Origin of the sequence: Christiangramia crocea, from assembly GCF_022410465.1 — a bacterium.
GTDB classification, from domain to species: domain Bacteria; phylum Bacteroidota; class Bacteroidia; order Flavobacteriales; family Flavobacteriaceae; genus Christiangramia; species Christiangramia crocea.
In genome coordinates, this window is sequence record NZ_JAJSON010000008.1 from 32,700 (window position 1) to 51,067 (window position 18,368).

The 18,368-nt window shown below is 42.2% G+C and carries 16 protein-coding genes; 6 read left to right on the plus strand and 10 right to left on the minus strand.

The window, feature by feature from the left end; translation table 11 throughout:
* The first annotated feature begins 9 nt into the window (after positions 1-9).
* The 4 genes from LU635_RS02465 (at position 10) to LU635_RS02480 (ending at position 5,275) form a co-directional block, all read left to right on the plus strand.
* Positions 10-1,593 carry a 4Fe-4S binding protein gene (locus LU635_RS02465; protein WP_240095843.1) on the plus strand — a complete coding sequence of 528 codons (1,584 nt, stop codon included), beginning with the start codon at positions 10-12 and terminating at the stop codon, positions 1,591-1,593.
* Between the two features lie 59 nt (positions 1,594-1,652).
* Positions 1,653-2,345, plus strand: a complete 693-nt coding sequence (locus LU635_RS02470; protein ID WP_240095845.1) for a glycosyltransferase family 2 protein — start codon at positions 1,653-1,655, stop codon at positions 2,343-2,345.
* Complete coding sequence (locus LU635_RS02475; RefSeq protein WP_240095847.1) at positions 2,342-3,817, plus strand: cellulose synthase family protein; 1,476 nt, start codon at positions 2,342-2,344, stop codon at positions 3,815-3,817. The genes LU635_RS02470 and LU635_RS02475 overlap by 4 nt, the downstream gene beginning before the upstream one ends.
* Positions 3,818-3,904: 87 nt before the next feature.
* On the plus strand, positions 3,905-5,275 hold the full coding sequence (locus tag LU635_RS02480) for an MptA/MptB family glycosyltransferase (RefSeq protein WP_240095849.1): 1,371 nt from the start codon (positions 3,905-3,907) through the stop codon (positions 5,273-5,275).
* Here LU635_RS02480 and LU635_RS02485 read toward each other — a convergent pair.
* From LU635_RS02485 to LU635_RS02520, 8 genes are all read right to left on the minus strand, one after another.
* Positions 5,265-7,040 (minus strand): serine hydrolase, encoded by a 1,776-nt coding sequence (locus tag LU635_RS02485; protein ID WP_240095851.1) that lies wholly within the window; start codon positions 7,038-7,040, stop codon positions 5,265-5,267. The two genes, LU635_RS02480 and LU635_RS02485, sit on opposite strands and share 11 nt — an antisense overlap.
* 232 nt (positions 7,041-7,272) lie before the next feature.
* On the minus strand, positions 7,273-8,244 hold the full coding sequence (locus tag LU635_RS02490) for a deoxyhypusine synthase family protein (RefSeq protein ID WP_240095853.1): 972 nt from the start codon (positions 8,242-8,244) through the stop codon (positions 7,273-7,275).
* A complete protein-coding gene (gene speB / locus LU635_RS02495) occupies positions 8,237-9,112 on the minus strand; it encodes an agmatinase (RefSeq protein ID WP_240095855.1) in 876 nt (291 codons plus the stop codon). Before speB ends, LU635_RS02490 begins: the two co-directional genes overlap by 8 nt.
* Positions 9,113-9,158: 46 nt before the next feature.
* Positions 9,159-10,562, minus strand: a complete 1,404-nt coding sequence (locus tag LU635_RS02500; protein ID WP_240095857.1) for an arginine decarboxylase — start codon at positions 10,560-10,562, stop codon at positions 9,159-9,161.
* A 278-nt stretch (positions 10,563-10,840) separates the two neighbouring features.
* The gene (locus tag LU635_RS02505) at positions 10,841-11,728 is read right to left on the minus strand and encodes a pseudouridine synthase (RefSeq protein ID WP_240095859.1); all 888 of its coding nucleotides are present in this window, start codon (positions 11,726-11,728) and stop codon (positions 10,841-10,843) included.
* A gap of 80 nt (positions 11,729-11,808) precedes the next feature.
* A complete protein-coding gene (locus LU635_RS02510; protein ID WP_240095861.1) occupies positions 11,809-12,714 on the minus strand; it encodes a geranylgeranylglycerol-phosphate geranylgeranyltransferase in 906 nt (301 codons plus the stop codon).
* Between the two features lie 9 nt (positions 12,715-12,723).
* Entirely contained in the window at positions 12,724-13,662 is a 939-nt protein-coding gene (locus LU635_RS02515) for a mevalonate kinase family protein (protein WP_240095863.1), read from the minus strand.
* 73 nt (positions 13,663-13,735) lie between these two features.
* The gene (locus tag LU635_RS02520) at positions 13,736-14,818 is read right to left on the minus strand and encodes a diphosphomevalonate decarboxylase (protein WP_240095865.1); all 1,083 of its coding nucleotides are present in this window, start codon (positions 14,816-14,818) and stop codon (positions 13,736-13,738) included.
* Between the two features lie 99 nt (positions 14,819-14,917).
* Between LU635_RS02520 and LU635_RS02525 the strand changes: the two genes are divergently transcribed.
* Positions 14,918-15,397, plus strand: coding sequence for a TspO/MBR family protein (locus LU635_RS02525; RefSeq protein WP_240095867.1), 480 nt, complete (start codon positions 14,918-14,920; stop codon positions 15,395-15,397).
* Here LU635_RS02525 and LU635_RS02530 read toward each other — a convergent pair.
* A complete protein-coding gene (locus LU635_RS02530; RefSeq protein ID WP_240095869.1) occupies positions 15,387-16,595 on the minus strand; it encodes a BaiN/RdsA family NAD(P)/FAD-dependent oxidoreductase in 1,209 nt (402 codons plus the stop codon). The two genes, LU635_RS02525 and LU635_RS02530, sit on opposite strands and share 11 nt — an antisense overlap.
* A gap of 58 nt (positions 16,596-16,653) precedes the next feature.
* Positions 16,654-17,367: a glycerophosphodiester phosphodiesterase gene (locus tag LU635_RS02535; RefSeq protein ID WP_240095871.1), complete on the minus strand. Its 714-nt coding sequence runs from the start codon at positions 17,365-17,367 to the stop codon at positions 16,654-16,656.
* Positions 17,368-17,514: 147 nt separating this feature from the next.
* On the opposite strand from LU635_RS02535, the gene LU635_RS02540 reads away from it, so the two are divergent.
* Complete coding sequence (locus LU635_RS02540) at positions 17,515-18,363, plus strand: SDR family oxidoreductase (RefSeq protein ID WP_240095872.1); 849 nt, start codon at positions 17,515-17,517, stop codon at positions 18,361-18,363.
* The last annotated feature ends 5 nt before the right edge of the window (positions 18,364-18,368 follow it).

Here is an 18,368-nt window from a genome sequence, read left to right on the forward strand (position 1 = left end):
AAAAATTATATGAGCAGACTAGAACATAATATGGCAATGACGGGGGATGCGCCCGCCACACTTTCGGGAAAGCAGAAACTGGCTACCGGAATTGGCGTCGCAGGTTTATTTATACTAATACTTGCCATTGCTAATGTCAATTTTCCTAATAAAACCCTGTTTCTTTCTCTTTCTTTAGGTCTTATTGCCGCGGGAACCATCATTTTCGCCAATGATGCTTACCTGGGAAAACACAAAGGGGTAAAAAATGATGGAATCTGGTTCCGGTCTATGACGGGCCGGGGTTTCTGGGCCTGGATCGCGGGGATTTCCCTGACTCTTTTTTACATTGTTTTATACTGGTATCCCGAGTATTTAGGTTTGAATCCTGATGGGGAGAACACCGGGATAGTTGCCTTATTCGATCCCCTGAGCAAACTGATCAATGGCGGCCCTGCGAGTCAGTGGTTTGTTTATGGAACGCTGTATACCCTGGCGATCCTGGTCTTTGGATATAAGTTCATTCTTAAATACCGCCACAACAGGTATGAGGTGATAAGAACTTTTTCGGTCATGTTCTTTCAGCTTGGTTTTGCCTTTTTGATCCCTGAGATTCTGATCAGGTTAAATAAGCCTTATTATGACTTCAAGAATATCTGGCCGCTTAATTATGACCTTTTTGCCGGATATAAACTTGAGGAATTTCTTTCCGCCGGGAACCTGGGAATGTTCATGCTGATCTTTGGAATTGTTTCCATCTTTGTGATTACTCCCATCCTTACCTATAAATATGGAAAACGATGGTATTGTTCCTGGGTGTGTGGATGTGGAGGACTTGCCGAAACTGCCGGTGACCCGTACCGGCATCTGTCAGATAAGTCACTTTTTGCCTGGAAAGTGGAGCGCTGGGTGATACATAGCGTTCTGGTCTTTGTAACGGTAATGACTATCGCAGTTGTCTATAGTTTCCTGGGTGATGAGTCCCAGGGATACTGGCTAACCAAAGATGTTTTCCTTTGGGCCAGCGCTCTATTGCTTACCCTGGTTTTTGCACTTATCATGATCTTTAAAAGAGAAGAGCTTGCAAAAGACGCTAAAATAGGAGCGGTCTCCTATTTCGTGATCATACTGGCCATCATAGGGATCAATTATTTCAGCGGGAATTACAAGATCTTCTTCTTTGATGCCTACCTGTTAAGACAATGGTACGGATTCCTGATTGGTGCTGCTTTTTCAGGGGTTATCGGGGTTGGCTTTTATCCAATCTTCGGAAGTCGTGTGTGGTGCCGTTTTGGTTGTCCTTTTGCAGCGATCCTGGGAATGCAGCAACGGCTTTTCTCCAAATTCAGGATAACCACTAATGGAGGACAGTGTATCTCCTGTGGGAATTGTTCCGTTTACTGTGAGATGGGTATCGATGTACGCGCATATGCTCAGAAAGGTCAGAATATTGTAAGATCCAGTTGTGTAGGCTGCGGAATCTGTTCAGCGGTATGTCCCAGAGGTGTGCTGAAACTTGAGAATGGTTCAAGAAAGGACAGGATCAGATCTGAGGAAGCTGTGATGAGCGATAATGTAGATCTGATGGATTTAATCGACGAGAGTAGTAAATAAATGCCAAGCTTGTTCTAAATTTGCGCCCTTAAACTTCGCATAAAATAGAAACCAACTGCATGCCCCAGCATATAAAAGTTATAATCCCGGCCTTTAACGAAGCTGATTCAATTGCCCATGTTATTGGTGATATCCCTGATTTCGTGGAAGAGGTGATCGTGGTGAACAATAATTCCAGCGATGATACCGAAAAGAATGCGGCGCAGGCGGGAGCTACTGTTCTTACCGAGAAAAGAAAGGGGTATGGCTATGCATGCTTAAAGGGGATGGATTATATCGCTTCTCAAAAGCCGAAACCGGATATTATTGTGTTCCTGGATGGGGATTATTCTGATCATCCTGAGGAAATGGGCAGGGTGCTGCAACCGATTATTGAAGAAGATAAAGACTTTGTAGTGGGAGCCCGGGTGAAGAGATGGAGGGAAAAAGGTTCAATGACCGTTCCGCAGATATTTGGTAACTGGCTGGCCACAACCCTGATGAAATTATTTTTTGGTTCCACCTTTACCGATCTTGGTCCCTTCAGGGCGATTAAATATGAAAAACTGATTCAGCTGGAAATGCAGGATAAAACTTATGGCTGGACGGTTGAAATGCAACTCAAGGCTTTACGACAAAACCTAAGCTATGCCGAGGTGCCGGTGCACTATAAAAATCGTATTGGCTTCTCAAAAGTTTCAGGAACTGTGAAAGGTGCTATCTTTGCAGGAATAAAGATCCTCGGCTGGATTTTTAAATATAGTTTTAAATGATAGATTTAGCGGTAATTACAATTTATACTCTTGCCTTACTCGTTATCTTTATTTATAGCCTTTCCCAGCTTCATCTGCTTTTCAATTATCTAAAGGCCATAAGAGCTACAGATGATTCAGAGAAATTTGATTTTTCGGGCAAAGATGAATTGCCGCAAGTAACCATTCAGCTCCCTCTGTATAATGAATACTATGTAGTGGAGCGACTTTTAAGAAATATCGCTCAGATCAATTACCCTAAAAACAAACTGGAGATACAGGTGCTGGATGATTCTAACGATCATTCCGTGGAAAAGACCAGAGACCTGGTGTCAGAGATCAGTTCAAAGGGATTCGATATACAGCATATTAGAAGAATTGATAGAGAAGGTTTTAAAGCCGGAGCCCTGAAGGAGGGACTGAAAATTGCAAAAGGAGAGTTTATCGCGGTTTTTGATTCCGATTTTATGCCTGGCGAAGACTGGCTTTTAAAGACCCTTCCCTATTTTAAGAATGAAAAGATTGGCGTGGTGCAGACCCGCTGGGGGCATTTAAATCGGGATTATTCCCTGCTGACTAGGATACAGGCCTTTGCACTAGACTTTCACTTTATCCTGGAGCAGACAGGCAGGAACTTTGGTCGCAATTTCATCAATTTTAATGGTACCGCTGGTATCTGGCGTAAGGAGTGCATTATAGATGCAGGAAACTGGAGCGGGGATACCTTAACGGAAGATCTTGACCTTAGTTACCGTGCACAAATGAAAAATTGGGAATTCAAGTATCTTGAGGATGTGGAAACCCCGGCTGAACTACCGGTAGTCATCAGCGCGGCGAGGAGTCAGCAATTCAGATGGAATAAGGGCGCTGCCGAAAACTTCAGAAAGAACTACGGAAAACTCCTTAAAGATCCTTCGGTTTCATTCAGTACCAAGTTCCACGGTTTCTTCCATTTGCTTAATTCCAGTATGTTCCTGATTGTACTGCTGCTGGCTGTAATGAGTGTTCCCGTACTATACATAAAAAATACAAATCCCGATTTTAGCTTGTATTTCAATGTGCTGGCGGCATTTGCCGTGAGTACAGTAATCTTCTTTGCCTGTTATTATGTGGCCTATGTAAAAATTCACGGAAAAGGAATAAAGAATTTTTTCAGGTTCATTGGAATGTTCTTTACCTTTTTTTCAATCGCGATGGGCTTCTCGGTACATAATTCCCTGGCTGTGCTGGAAGGTCATTTCGGAAAGAAATCTGAATTTATCAGGACCCCCAAGTTCAATATAAATTCTTTGAAGGATAGCTGGAAAGGGAACAGGTACCTTAACAATAAATTTTCGGCTAATCTTATTATTGAAATATTGCTCTTTCTCTATTTTGGCTTTGCGATATTCAGTGCCTTTAAACTGAATGAATACGGCTTGCTTTTATTCCATCTAATGCTTTTCAGTGGCTTTGGTTTTGTGGTTTTTAAAAGCCTGAAAGCTGAAGTTTGATTAATTTAGCAGGAAGCTGACCAGATTCCCATGGATTTCCGAAAACTAAAACTCTATCAGACCCCGATTATCTTAAGTCTGGGCTGTATGGCTTTCTACCTTTCCTTTGCTTATGACCTTGACCGGAGTGATTTTATAAAACTGGCAGGACTCTATGGAGCTTTGTTTTTTATGAGCTTTAAACTTATCCAGGTCCAGAAGCATAACTTCTGGATACTGGTTTCTATTGCACTTATTTTCAGGCTGCTCTTTATCGTTTCGCTTCCTAATCTATCCCAGGACTATTTTCGGTTTATATGGGACGGAAGATTACTTGCAAATGGCTGGAACCCTTACGAATTTATCCCGATGGAACTTATAGGAGCGCAGGGTTTTACGATAGCACAAGCCAGGGAACTGCTGCAGGGGATGGGAAGTCTCAGCGCGGGAAATTTTACTAATTATGCACCGGTAAATCAATTGATCTTTTCCTTTGCCGGATGGCTAGGTCCAACCAGTATTTTATTCTCCGTAATTCTTTTAAGAATAGTGATCATCCTGGCCGATTTTGGCACCCTGTTTTATGGGAGTAAACTACTAAGGTCTCTGGGATTACCCGAATACCGGATCTTCTGGTACATACTAAATCCTTTTATCATTATTGAACTTACCGGGAACCTGCATTTTGAAGGGGTTATGGTTTTCTTCCTGGTCTGGTCGCTTTATCTCCTGCATAAAAAGAAATGGATATGGAGCGCCATTATTTTCGGGCTTTCGGTTTCAGTAAAATTACTGCCCCTGATGTTCCTGCCATTACTGTTCAGGTATTTTAAGACTTCTACTTCGCTTAGCCGTATAAATGATTCAAGCGGGACCAGCAATAGCATAAAAAGAAGTCGCCCCGATCGATGTCCGGAAGTCTTGAACATCAGGAAACTGATTCTTTTTTACCTGATCGTTCTCATCATTTTTATAGCTTTCTTTTCCCCTTTCTATTCCCCCGAAGTCATTCAGAATTTCACTCAGAGTATCGGACTATGGTTTGGAAAATTCGAGTTTAATGCCAGTATTTATTATATAGTTCGATGGATAGGATTCCAGGTGAAAGGTTATAATATTATTGAAACTGCCGGTTTGGTACTGGCGGTTATTACTTTTTTAATAATTCTGGCACTAAGCTTTTTCAGAAAAAATGCCACTACCAGGCAGCTTATTACCAGTATGCTTTTTGCGATCACTGCCTACCTGTTCCTTTCCACTACCGTGCATCCATGGTATCTGGCTATTCCTCTTGTGCTTTCAGTATTCACTGAATTCAGATATATGATAGTTTGGACAGCGGTGGTCATTCTCAGTTATTTTACCTATTCCAATGCTGAATTTCAGGAAAGCCTTTGGCTGCTGGCACTGGAATATATCATCGTATTTAGCTTTTTAGGATGGGAATTATTAAAGCCTGGGAAAACGATTAAGGTTTGATTTCGGCATCATACGGAATATAATTATTCCATTCCCAGGGAGTGTAAACATCTTTCAGGGCTACTTCCAGTAATTCTTTAAAAATACTTTCTCCGTTTTCGCTATTGGTCATTATTAAAATACCTTTTCCTACTTCCGGAAACAATACTGAAAAATGCTCAAAGCCGCTTCCGTGGCCACCCTTCGATGCTGCCCATCCATAAGGAGTTCTATATAAACCCCAACCCAGGCCATAAGAAAGATTAATATCATCGTTCAGGTTACCATCTTTTTCTGAAAGCGGCCCAAATTGCCTTAAAGAGCGTATCCTGATCTGTGGCCTGAATATCTCCTTCCAGGAATTCTCTGTAATAATTTTTTGATTAAGAGCAGCCAATAGAAATTTATTGTAATCTTCTATGGTAGTTTCCAGAGTACTTGGTGCTCGCGGTTCATTATCCTTATCTTTCTTATAAGCCTGTTCTAATTTATTATGCCCGTTTGCATAATCATTTTCGAATTCAGGTTGCCATTTAAAGCTGGAATTTTCCATTTTGAGTGGCTGGAAAACTATTTCCTGTGCAAGGTCTTCAAAGCTTTTTCCTGTTAGCTTCTCGAGGACTACCTGGAGATACACCATGCCTTCTCCGGAATACATGTACCTGCTACCCGGTTCCTGTTTTACCCTGAGTTTTTTATCCGGTTCAAAAAATCTCCAGTTAGGGAATCCACTGGTATGGGCCAGGCACATCCTTCCAGTTATCTTATGATAAAGGGTATCATTTCTAAGATCTGAATAATCATCATGCCATTTGGCCTGGGGCTCATACTCATAAATTTTCTTTGGTAAATAAGATTCTAGTGGAATATCCAGATCAATAACATTATCCTCTACCAGCTTCATTACAATCACACTAAAAACCGCTTTACTTAGCGATGCCCCATACATGTTGGTGGTTTCATTAAGAACGAGGCCTTCATTATTATTTCTGAAACCAAAACTTTTGGTATAGGCAATTTCATCATTATTAAATACACTTAAACCAATGCCGGTCACCCTGGCTTCCTGCATCAGGTATTCGATGTGCCTCTTTAGTGAATCCCTGGTAATAGTGGAATTATCCAGCCTTTGGATATTTTGCGAATAGCTGGAAAATGCCGTGGAAAAAACCAAAAAGATCACAGCTGCCGCGGTTTTGTTATTCTTATTGGAAATATTCTTTCTTTTTGAAATGAAGGGAATAGATAAAGGATAAAAACAGGTGCCTTTATTTACAGCAGAAATAACATTTAAAATCATAACTATAGCTGCCAAAGGAAGAATAGCAATGAATAGGAAAAAGCCGACCCCTTCTACCGAAACCAAAGCGATGAAAGAAATCAGGAATAGCAGGGTAATGGTGATCTGGAAATTAATCACTTTTCGGCCATGATTATCATAGACCGGATTGTCGTCTCGTTTGTGGATCCAAACAAAAAGAGGGATGAAGATATTAAATAGCGGTAATATAAAACCCAGAAAGGGAGTGGCATGAATCATCAGAAGCCATTTTTTTTGAATATTTTCCTCTTTCGGATCTTGTAGAGGTAGCAGATCTTCAACTTCGATCTCCAGTGCTGCAGCAAGTAGTTTTACCGTTTGGAGATGAGGTTCTGATTCCCCTTTTTCAATACGCTGAATGGTCCTTACAGTTACGTTTGTCTTTTCGGAAAGATCTTTTTGAGTAAGACCTTTTAATTTTCTTTGGTAAACCAGATTGCCTGAAATTGAATTTTGAGTTTCCATCTTTAATTTGTTTGGAACAAAACTAGGTTCAAAACCTTGAAATAAGGACGACATTTGGGTGTCATATAAATGTCATTTCACCTCAAAAAGCCTGATAAGTATGGTTTTGCGTAAAATGGTTCCTTTAAAACTGAAAAATACCAAAATAAAATGAAGACCGTATTTAGAATACAGATATAAAAAAAGCTGTCCGCAAATAGCGGACAGCTTCCCTCATTGAAAGTCGAGTGGTTTACATATCCAGAAGATATGCAAAGACCAGGGGGGCGACTATTGTCGCATCGCTTTCAATAATATGTTTAGGGGTGTTGATGTCAAGTTTCCCCCAGGTGATCTTCTCATTAGGAACGGCACCGGAATAAGATCCGTAACTGGTGGTGGAATCTGATATCTGGCAGAAGTAGCTCCAGAAAGGAGTATCTGTTCTTTCCATATCCTGATACAGCATTGGTACCACGCAAATTGGGAAATCTCCGGCAATTCCTCCGCCAATCTGGAAGAAGCCAATTCCGTTGCTGGAATTATCTGTATACCAGTCGGCTAAGAAGGTCATATATTCTATTCCGGACTTCATGGTGCTGGCTTTCAATTCACCTTTCAACACGTAAGAGGCGAAAATATTCCCAAGAGTACTGTCTTCCCATCCGGGAACTACCATTGGTAAATTCTTTTCGGCTGCCGCATACATCCATGAATCTTTCAGGTCAATCTCATAGTGTTCTTCCATAACCCCGCTTAACAAAAGCTTATGCAGAAATTCATGCGGAAAATAACGTTCACCTTTTTCCTCGGCATCTTTCCATATCTTGAAAATATGCTCCTGGATTCTTCTGAATGCTTCTTCTTCAGGGATACAGGTGTCGGTCACACGGTTGAGCCCTTTTTCCAGAAGATCCCATTCCTCCTGAGGAGTAAGATCCCGGTAATTTGGAACTCTTTTATAGTGTGAATGCGCTACAAGGTTCATTACATCTTCCTCCAGGTTTGCACCCGTACAGGAAATGATATGCACTTTATCCTGGCGAATCATTTCGGCGAAGATCTTTCCCAGCTCGGCTGTACTCATCGCACCAGCGAGGGAAACCAGCATTTTGGAGCCTTGCTCCAGCTGCTTTTCATAATCTTTTGCCGCATCTACCAGAGCAGCTGCATTAAAGTGTAAATAATATTTTTCTATGAACTGAGAAATCTGTCCTTTACTCATCTTCGTCGTCTTCGTTGTAATTTTGATATTTGAATTTATAGCTTAACATCTTGTAGTAAAGCTTTGCCGCAAGAAAGTCTGATGATTTTTCATTTTCATTAGGGCAAAGTTCCACGATATCAAAGCCAACCACATTTTTCTTTTTGAACAAGAGCTTCAGGAATTCCAGGGTTTCATACCAGAACAAGCCACCCGGCTCGGGTGTACCTGTAGAGGGTAAGATACTTGGATCAAAAGCGTCCAGATCTATGGTAATAAAAACATTAGGCGTCATCTGGCCAATGGCGTCATCCTGCCAGTCTTCGTAGAGGTCATGAGCAAAATACACCTGATTCTCATCCATATGATCCATTTCTGAAATGTCCATGGACCGGATTCCCACCTGTATAAGGTTAGTGGTTTTGCTGGCCTCGTGAACGGCACAGGCATGATTGCATTTGGAGCCTTCATATTCGGGTCTAAGATCGGCATGAGCATCGATCTGAACCACGGTGAGATCTTCAAAAGACTCATTAAAGGCTCTGATGCTTCCTATTGAAATGGAATGTTCACCGCCGAATAGGGTGACGAACTTGTCCTGTTTTATGTAGTTTTTTGTGGTTTTGTAAACAGCTTCTACCATTTTTTCGGGAGAAGAATTCTCACTTACAGGAGGAGCAAGGTAGACACCTTTCTTATAAACCTCACTTCGGGTCTCAATATCGAACAGCTCCATATTCTCGGAGGCATTCAAAAATGCATCAGGGCCTTTGTCGGCCCCTTTTTGCCAGGTACTGGTACCATCGTAGGGAACAGGAATCAATACCACCTTTGCTTCGTCTATGCGAGCATATTTATCGGGTATCCCGGCATAATTCTTTTTGCTCATGGCTAATTGAATTGTTTAGTTAGTTGATTTTTAAAGTTATAAAATATTAATTCTTTCCATTATAACCCAGAATCTTCAGCATATCTTCAGCATCCTGCTGTTTACTGAATAAACTGGTTTTAAGTTCTCCGTTTTCATCCCTGTCTATCAGAATATGTTTAGGCTGGGGTATCAAACAGTGCTGTAAACCTCCAAAACCTCCTATAGTGTCCTGATAGGCTCCAGTGTTGAAAAATCCTATATATAAAGGTTTATCCTTTTTAAATTTCGGAAGATAGATGGCGTTGGTATGTTGCTCTGAGTTGTAATAATCATCAGAGTCGCAGGTAAGTCCGCCCAGTAGCACTCTTTCATATTCATCGTTCCAGCGATTGATGGCCAGCATCACGAATTTCTTGCTTATCGCCCAGGTATCTGGCAGGGTGGTGATAAAAGATGAATTGATCATATTCCATTTCTCCCTGTCGTTTTGCTGCTTCTGGTAAAGCACTTCATAGATGGCCCCGCCGCTTTCGCCAACCGTAAAGCTGCCGAACTCGGTAAAGATATGTGGAGCTTCAACTTCTGCTTCCTCACAGGCCAGCTGGATCTGGTTGATGATCTCATCAACCATATACTGGTAATCATATTCAAAAGCCAGTGAATTCTTTATTGGGAAGCCGCCGCCAATATTCAGACTGTCCAGTGTTGGACAGATCTTCTTTAAGGCGATATATACTTTCAGACATTTATTCAGCTCGTTCCAGTAATAAGCAGTGTCACGAATCCCGGTATTGATGAAGAAATGCAGCATTCTAAGATCTACCTGCTCATTATCTTCCAGTTGCTTTTTGTAGAAGGGAACAATATTCTTGTAACCTATTCCAAGCCTGGAGGTATAGAACTCGAATTTTGGCTCTTCCTCTGAAGCGATCCTGATGCCCACCTGGAACTTTCCGTCAATATTTTCTGAAAGCAGATCCAGTTCTTCATAGTTATCTATGATAGGAAGGCAGTTCTTGTGTCCGCCGTTTAAGAGCCGGCTTATATTTTCAATATACTGGTCTCTTTTAAAGCCATTGCATAAAACCCAGGTTTCGTCGGTGACCTTCCCCGATTGTTTTAATTTTTCCACGATATTGATATCGAAGGCCGAAGAGGTTTCAATATGAATATCATTTTTTAAAGCCTCATTAAGAACATGCTCAAAATGTGAGCTTTTGGTACAATAACAGTAATTATAAGAACCCGGGTAATTATATTTCTCGATCGCGTTCCTGAACCAGTCTTTTGCGCGGTTAATATTATCGGAGATCTTCGGTAGATAGGTGAACTTCAGGGGAGCCCCATATTTATTCACCAGTTCCATCAGATCTATATCGTGAAATTTTAACTGGGAACCATCTAGGCTAAATTCTTCCTGGGGGAAGTAATAGGTTTGGTCAATTAGGTTGTTGTACTTGGTGTTCAATTTTTTGAAAAATTTAAAGGCTAAAAATTAGATAATAATTTATAGGGTCAAAAAAATCGACTGGTAAATTAATGTTAAGAATAGGTAGCATGGAAACAACAGGTTGTCAAAGAAGTGACTTTGAACGCTGGTGTGAATTTTGGCTGAATGATTTTCAACCTTTAAAAAAGTGATCTTTTCCAATTACATAAAAATCGATTGGAAGTCTTGTTGTTCCGACTTCTTTTTTGACCCGGTAAATGTATTAAAAAAATAAAATGAATAGCCTAAAAAAATCACTAGAGCATTCCAAGGTTAATTACCTCCTGCTCAGTTAGATTCCTATGTCTTCCGCGAGGCAGGTCCTTCTTGGTTAGACCGCCAAAAACCACACGGTCCAGGCTCTCCACTTCATAACCCAGGCTTTTGAAGATACGGGTTACTATATGTTCCTTTATACTGTTAAGTTCTATCCCGACTTCATTATGAGGGCGGTTTTCAATATAGCTAATGTCTGTGATAATAACTTTAGACCCTTCTATATAGACTCCTTTTTTCATGGAGTCCATATCTTCCTGGCTAAGATTCTTATCCAAGGTGACCTGGTAGATCTGTCTTATTCCATTCTTAGGCTTGGCTAGTTTCTTGGCGAGAGTACCATCATTGGTAAATAGTAGCAGGCCTTTTGCCTGGTTGTCGAGTTTGCCAACCGGACTAACCTTTGCTTTAGTAGCTTTAGAAACCAGTTCCATTACTGTTCTTCCTCCTTTTTCAGGATTTCCGGTTACAAAGAAACCAGCGGGTTTGTTAAGCAGGATGTATTCAGGTTTTTCCGGGTTAAGGCGTCTGCCATCAAAACGTACATCATCTTCCAGTTTTACACGGTAGCCCATTTCTGTAATGGTCTCTCCGTTCACCGTTACGTTTCCGGCAGCGATATACATATCGGCTTCCCGGCGTGAGCACACTCCGGAGTTTGCGATATATTTATTCAGTCTTATTCCGTCAGCATTGGACAAAGGACTTTTCTCCATTTTCTTTTTAATGGGTGCATTTCCTCTGGCATAAGATTTTTTCCTCTGGCCTCCGCCCTGTCTTCCGCTTTGCTTTCCACCGGAAGTTCTATCGCCTCTACTGCCTGAAGGTTTATTGTTTCTCCTACCTGAAGATCTGTCGTTCCTGCTCATCCTTAAATTTTTTGCAAAGATACATCATCGCCAATGAGCAAGCCAAGTATTTGAGAAAAGTTTTAGAATGAGGGGGTTAACTAGAAAACCCTGTTTAATACCTCGTCCAGATCTATGAGAAGAATACTGAAGACCCCTGCAACTATGATCAGTTTCAGGATATTATGTAAAATCAGGTATTGCCATTTTGCGGTGCTGAAGTAAAGAAGCAGCAAAAAGATGATCAATAACAGGAAGGAAGAGTAGAAGTAATAGTCCATATAGCCTATCTCATACCAGTTTACCAGTAAGTAGATGGGAAGAACTGCCAGAAGAGTACAGACGGCAAGAAAAAATTTGCTCCATTTCTCCCCGTATACCAAAGGGATGGTATGATAGTTCTGTACCAGGTCTCCCTGCATATTTTCCAGATCCTTTACCAGTTCCCGCATAACGATCATCAGGTAAAGAAAAGTGGCGTGGATAAAAATCACCGTTTCAAAATTCTTGTAGTATACAAAGACAATAAAGAATGGGGTGATGGTAAGTATTGAGGCTACCAGGTTTCCTAAAAAGAGTATTCTTTTAAGACGGTGGGAGTAAAGCCAGATCACGAATATATATATGGAAAAGAACACTACTGCTCTGAAGGATACGTAACTGGCAAAGAATATAGAAGCGAAATTCAGGATAAAATAGACCGATAATTTTGTGCGCTGACTTACCACACGGTCCAGCATGGTCTTTTTTGGCCTGTTGATCAGGTCTTTTTCACTGTCATAGAAATTGTTGATTATATAACCCGATGCGATTACACTGGCCGAAGCAAGTATTAGAAAGAACAGGTTTGGATCAAAGAGAATCTGGCTTATCGGGAGGTCTGGCGCAAGGATAAATGCCGAGGTAAGGTACTGGGCGATCACTACCACCAGGATATTATATCCCCTTACCACAGAAAACAGACTGAGTATTTTCAGTAGTAAGCGCTTGTTAGCAGAAGACGCCATGAACCGGATTTAGAAGTTGTAAACTACCTCCAGGTTATAACCTTTCAGGGATTTTCTGGCTTTTTCAATATCCTCGGTGAACCCGAGAATATATCCTCCGCCACCGGAACCACATAATTTAAGATAGTAATCGTTGGTTTCGATCCCTTTCTTCCAAAGCTTATGGAATTGTGCAGGGATCATTGGTTTGAAGTTATCAAGCACCGTATGTGAAAGTTTCTTCACATTCTTGAATAGTGATTTTACATCACCTTTAAGAAAATCATCCACGCAGGCATCGGTATGTTTAACGAACTGGTTTTTCAGCATTTTTCTGAAAGGCTCCTGTTTCATGTTCTCCATGAAGATACTTACCATGGGGCCTGTTTCGCCGGTAGTCCCGCTGTCAAGTAGGAATACGGCTCCAGTGCCGTTCTCTGTTTGAGAAGGGATGCCCGCAGGTTCAATATTTTCCCTGGAGTTTATAAGGATAGGAATGCTTAAATAGGAATTCAACGGATCCAGTCCCGAAGACTTTCCATGGAAGAAAGACTCCATTTCTCCGAAGATCTTTTTAAGTTTTAAAAGCTTATCTCTGGTAAGGTTCTCAAGAACGGTGATCTTATCATTGGCATATTTATCATAAATAGCTGCTACCAGTGCACCACTACTTCCAACACCATATCCCTGAGGAATACTCGAGTCGAAATACATTCCCCTGTCTATATCCTTCTGTAAGGCGTCAAGATCGAACTGAACCAGTTCCGGATTGCTTACCTCAAGGCTCTTAAGGTAAGAAGCAAATCTTCTCAGGTTTTCATTAGATCTCCTGGCGTCATCGCTCAGATCTTCATCCAGCTTGAGTGCCCCGTTATAAAAGTTATATGGAATGGATAAACCCTTGGAATCCTTAATGATCCCGTACTCCCCAAAAAGGAGGATTTTCGAATAAAATAGAGGTCCTTTCATAAGCATTTAAGATTCATTCAGGCGAATGTGAGCTGCAAAATTAGCGTTAAAGGGCTTAAAAACAGGTTTAAAATTACAATTTTTTTGCTCCCGTGCCAACTCTGTCGCAAATATAATGCCCGTTTTGACAATATGCAACTAACTCATTCTTAATGAATTCTAAAACTTTCGTTTCGTTAGCTGATGGATAAAGCAGGTGTACGTTCGCACCTGCGTCCAGAGTGAAACACACCGGGATGCCCGTAGCTTTCCGGTAAGCCCAGATCCTGTTTATGATCTCCAGGGTATTGGGTTTCATCAGGATGAAATAGGGTTCACTGCTCATCATCATTGCATGCAGGCTTAGGGCTTCACTTTCAACTATATTTATGAATTCTTCAGTATTTCCCGATTTAAGTACCGGGTTAAGCCTCTTTAAATTTTCACTGGCCTGCGCAAATCGTTTTTCGGCAAATGGATGCCCGTGCATCAGGTTATGACCTACACTGCTGCTCACCTGTTTTTCTCCTTTGTCCACGAGTAAAATGGTATCGCGATAATCCCTGAATATTTCATGAACTTCATGAGGGAAAGGAATTCCATAAAGGTCTGATGATCCATTAACAGCGCTATGCTCACCCCAAACTACCAAAGTTCCATCGATGCTTCGGCAGGCGCTTCCGGAACCCAGTCTTGCCAGGAAAGAAGCTTTTTGTTTGAAAAAGCTTTCATCCATGTTCGGGTACAATTTATTTTCTAGGTCCATAATACACAGGGCAAGTGCACTCATGCCACTGGCAGAAGACGCGATCCCGCTGCTATGCGGAAAGGAATTCTCACTGTGTATCTCCAATTTATACTGCCTGAGATACGGACAGTAAGCCTCGATCCTTTCAAAGAACTTGCGGATCTTGGGCTTAAAATCTTCCTTTTCCCTGCCTTCAAAATAAAAGCCGAAGTCAAAATCTTTCGCAACTTCTTTCTTTTTTGTAAACTTCAGGCTGGTAGTACTTTTGCAATGATCAAGGGTAAAACTTATAGAGGGATTTGCCGGAATCTGATGTTCCTTCTTACCCCAGTATTTCACCAGAGCGATATTGCTTGGTGACTGCCAGCTGACTTCTCCTGATTCTATATTTTCTGCCTTGCGTTTAGGGATAAATTCCTGTTGGGTCATCCTCAAAAAAATTTTTGCCAAAGTTAAACTTTTATGCGATGGTTTCCTTCCTGAACAATCCAAATAAATTCCTATTTTAGTGGAATCAACCGGCCAGTTATGACAAGAAAACTGTTAATAAGGAGCTCTTTTGCTGTTTTGGTATGTCTCATATTTGGTTTTATGGGAACAGTGGCTACTCAAACCGGAGTGGCAGAATGGTATCCGGGTCTCACCAAACCAAGGTTTAGTGTAGATGTGGATATAGTTAGTGCCGTGTGGATAGTGATGTATGTGCTTATGGGGCTGGCTGCAGGAATTGTCTGGAGCAAGGGCTTTTATCACAAATGGGTGAAAACGGCCCTGTACCATTTCGGGTTTCAGTTGTTCCTTAACGGTTTCTGGTTCCTGCTTTTCTTCGCGCTTGAAGAACCTTTTATCGCTCTGCTGGACCTGGTAGTGCTTTTTATAATGATACTTTTTACCATTAAATGGTTCCGCATAGTGAATGTTATGGCAGCCTATCTCCTTATCCCCTATGCGATCTGGGTGCTCTTGACCATCGCCTACAATTTCGAGATCTGGCGTCTCAACTCATAGCCTTAGCCGCAAGAAAGGCTCCCGTCCAGGCATTCTGAAAGTTAAAACCGCCGGTAATGGCATCGATGTTCAGGATCTCCCCGGCGAAGAACAGGTCTTTATGTATTTTGCTTTCAAAGGTTTTAAAGTCCACTTCTTTCAGGTCTATCCCGCCTGCCGTTACGAACTCCTCCTTAAAGGTGCTTTTTCCGTTCACTTTAAAGACTGCTTCGGTAAGCTCTTCGGAAAGTTTTTTTAACTGGTTCTTATTCAGATCTGCCCATTTTGCTTCTGTGCTTATGGCTGAAGCGGAAACTATACTTTGCCATAGTCTCCTGGGAAGATCAAACTGTGACCTCTTTGCTACCTGTTGTTTTGATAAAGAGAATTTGAGCTTTTTCAGTTCTTCCAGTAGCGCGGTGGCCGATCGTCCCGGCAGCCAGTTCACTGAGATCCTGAATTTATAATCCAGTTTGTTCAGCTCCCTTGCTCCCCAGGCCGAGAGTTTCAGAATGGCAGGGCCGCTCATTCCCCAGTGGGTGATGAGTAGCGGGCCCGAGCTTTCCAGGTGCTCTCCTTCCACATTTACTTCGGCTTCGGTCGATATCCCCGCCAGGCCTTTTATCCTTGGGTCCTGGATGTTGAAGGTGAAAAGTGAAGGTACAGCGGGAACGATGCTATGCCCCATCCTTTCAAGCAGGTTCCATACCTTGGTATTGCTCCCGGTGGCAAGCATAAGTTTCCCGCATTCAAAATCTTCTTTGCTGGTCCGGACCTTCCAGAACTCCCCTTCTTTTTTAAAATTCTTCAGGCTATGGCCTTTCAGGACCTCAATATTCAGGCGTTTGCATTCCTTTTTGAAACAGTCTATGATGGTCTGTGAATTATCTGTCACCGGGAACATACGCCCGTCTTCCTCGATCTTAAGTTCCACCCCGCGTTCTTCGAACCAGGCAATGGTGTCTCCGGTCATGAATTTATGAAAGGGTCCGCGCAGTTCCTTTTCACCACGGGGATATCTTTTCACCAGTTCTGCGGGGATGAATTCTGCATGGGTTACATTGCAACGCCCGCCCCCAGAGACCTTTACCTTGGTAAGCACTTCTTTCCCTCGTTCAAGGATAAGTACCCTTAACTGAGGATCATTTTCCGCGGCATTGATGGCGGTAAAGAATCCGGCGGCTCCCCCGCCAGCTATTATGATATCATATTTCTCCAAATTCCTTCCATTTAAGGCTGTAAAAATAGGCAGTTAAAAGCTGAAGCAGAAATTAGTTTCAGGGCTTTAGCTCCAGCAACGGATTATGTAGCCTGTTGGGGTAGTCTGAAATGATCCCGTCAACCCCAAAATCCATCATCCTGAGAATATCCTGTCGCTCGTTCACCGTCCATACATTCACCTTAAAACCTTCCGCCTGGCAGAGTTTGGTATTATCCCGGGTAATGATCCCAAGGGAAGGGTGAATGGCACTGGCATTCAGAAGCTTTCCAAGTTCGATCGCTTCAGGCACACTGGCTTTGCTCAGCACCCCAAGAGGCACATGATCGTCGAACTGCCGTACCTGGAAAAGTTCATTTTTCTGAAAGCTGGAAATGAGGAAACTGGAATACTCCCATTTACCTGAGGCCACTCTTTTCTGAACTTCCTTGCATACAGGTTCGGCGGTATTAAGTCCTTTTAGTTCAATATTGATATCGCATTTTCCTTCGATGAGGTCCAGCACCTCTGTTAGTAAAGGAATTCTATAATGTCCCTCCACTTTCAGTTTACTTATCTCTTCGGCCGAACGTTTTGCTATCTCACCACTGCCATCGGTAGTGCGGTCCAGGGTGAAATCATGTATCACCCACAGTTCCCCGCTGGCACATTTGTGAACGTCGATTTCCACCATATCCACACCTATATCCAGGGCTTTCCGGATACTTTCCAGGGTGTTTTCAGCTACATGGGCTTTGGCCCCGCGATGCCCGATCTTTAAAAATTCGTTCATACTCAAATGTATTCAATTAATTCATTCCAACCATCTATTGATGCTATTAGTCAGGGGATTTTAAAATTTACAAAGGCTTATGATTGCTTAACATTTATTTATCTGAAAAGCATTGTAATTTAGGGAACTGACCAATTAAAATGACCTATGAGCAAAGTAAAAAATGTCCCAGATCAGGATCAGGAACAGCCGGGCGATGAGTATAAAATGCATCCGGAACCCGAGATCATCCGGAATGATTACCGGGGCAGTGATAAACTGAAAGGACGAACAGCACTCATAACCGGTGGCGACAGTGGTATTGGCCGTAGCGCGGCAGTTCATTTTGCCCGGGAAGGAGCCGATGTTGCCATAGTTTACCTGGAAGAAAAAGAAGATGCGCTTGAAACAAAAAAGCTGGTAGAAAAAGAGGGAAGGAAGTGCCTGATTATTGCCGGAGACCTTAAGGAAGAAGCTTTCTGCCGGGAAGCCGTACAGAAGGTAATTTCAGAATTTGGCAAACTTGATATTCTTGTGAACAATGCAGCCATGCAATTTCCCAAGGGAGAGGTGGAAGAGATAAGTTCCGAGCAATTCAAAATGACCTTCAGTACCAATATCTATCCTTATTTCTACATGGTCAAAGCCGCCCTGGAACATCTTAAGGAAGATTCGGTCATAATTAATACCACCTCGGTAACAGCCTACAGGGGGAGCTCGCACCTGCTGGATTATTCCAGCACAAAAGGAGCGATCGTAAGCTTTACACGCTCCCTGTCAAAAATGCTGGTGGAAAGGAAGATCAGGGTGAACGCCGTGGCCCCCGGACCTGTGTGGACACCATTGATCCCTTCCACCTTTGATGATGTTTCAGAATTTGGAAAGAAGGTGCCCATGGGAAGACCCGGGCAGCCCAGTGAAATCGGGCCGGCCTATGTTTTCCTTGCAGGCAGGGACAGCAGTTATATCACGGGACAGGTGATCCATATTAATGGTGGAGAAATAATAGGAAGTTAGATATG

Coding starts and splice junctions, on each gene's coding strand:
- LU635_RS02465 (WP_240095843.1), top strand. CDS start 10: ATGAGCAGACTAGAACATAATATGGCAATGACGGGGGATGCGCCCGCC.
- LU635_RS02470 (WP_240095845.1), top strand. CDS start 1,653: ATGCCCCAGCATATAAAAGTTATAATCCCGGCCTTTAACGAAGCTGAT.
- LU635_RS02475 (WP_240095847.1), top strand. CDS start 2,342: ATGATAGATTTAGCGGTAATTACAATTTATACTCTTGCCTTACTCGTT.
- LU635_RS02480 (WP_240095849.1), top strand. CDS start 3,905: ATGGCTTTCTACCTTTCCTTTGCTTATGACCTTGACCGGAGTGATTTT.
- LU635_RS02485 (WP_240095851.1), bottom strand. CDS start 7,040: ATGGAAACTCAAAATTCAATTTCAGGCAATCTGGTTTACCAAAGAAAA.
- LU635_RS02490 (WP_240095853.1), bottom strand. CDS start 8,244: ATGAGTAAAGGACAGATTTCTCAGTTCATAGAAAAATATTATTTACAC.
- speB (WP_240095855.1), bottom strand. CDS start 9,112: ATGAGCAAAAAGAATTATGCCGGGATACCCGATAAATATGCTCGCATA.
- LU635_RS02505 (WP_240095859.1), bottom strand. CDS start 11,728: ATGAGCAGGAACGACAGATCTTCAGGTAGGAGAAACAATAAACCTTCA.
- LU635_RS02510 (WP_240095861.1), bottom strand. CDS start 12,714: ATGGCGTCTTCTGCTAACAAGCGCTTACTACTGAAAATACTCAGTCTG.
- LU635_RS02515 (WP_240095863.1), bottom strand. CDS start 13,662: ATGAAAGGACCTCTATTTTATTCGAAAATCCTCCTTTTTGGGGAGTAC.
- LU635_RS02520 (WP_240095865.1), bottom strand. CDS start 14,818: ATGACCCAACAGGAATTTATCCCTAAACGCAAGGCAGAAAATATAGAA.
- LU635_RS02525 (WP_240095867.1), top strand. CDS start 14,918: ATGACAAGAAAACTGTTAATAAGGAGCTCTTTTGCTGTTTTGGTATGT.
- LU635_RS02535 (WP_240095871.1), bottom strand. CDS start 17,367: ATGAACGAATTTTTAAAGATCGGGCATCGCGGGGCCAAAGCCCATGTA.
- LU635_RS02540 (WP_240095872.1), top strand. CDS start 17,515: ATGAGCAAAGTAAAAAATGTCCCAGATCAGGATCAGGAACAGCCGGGC.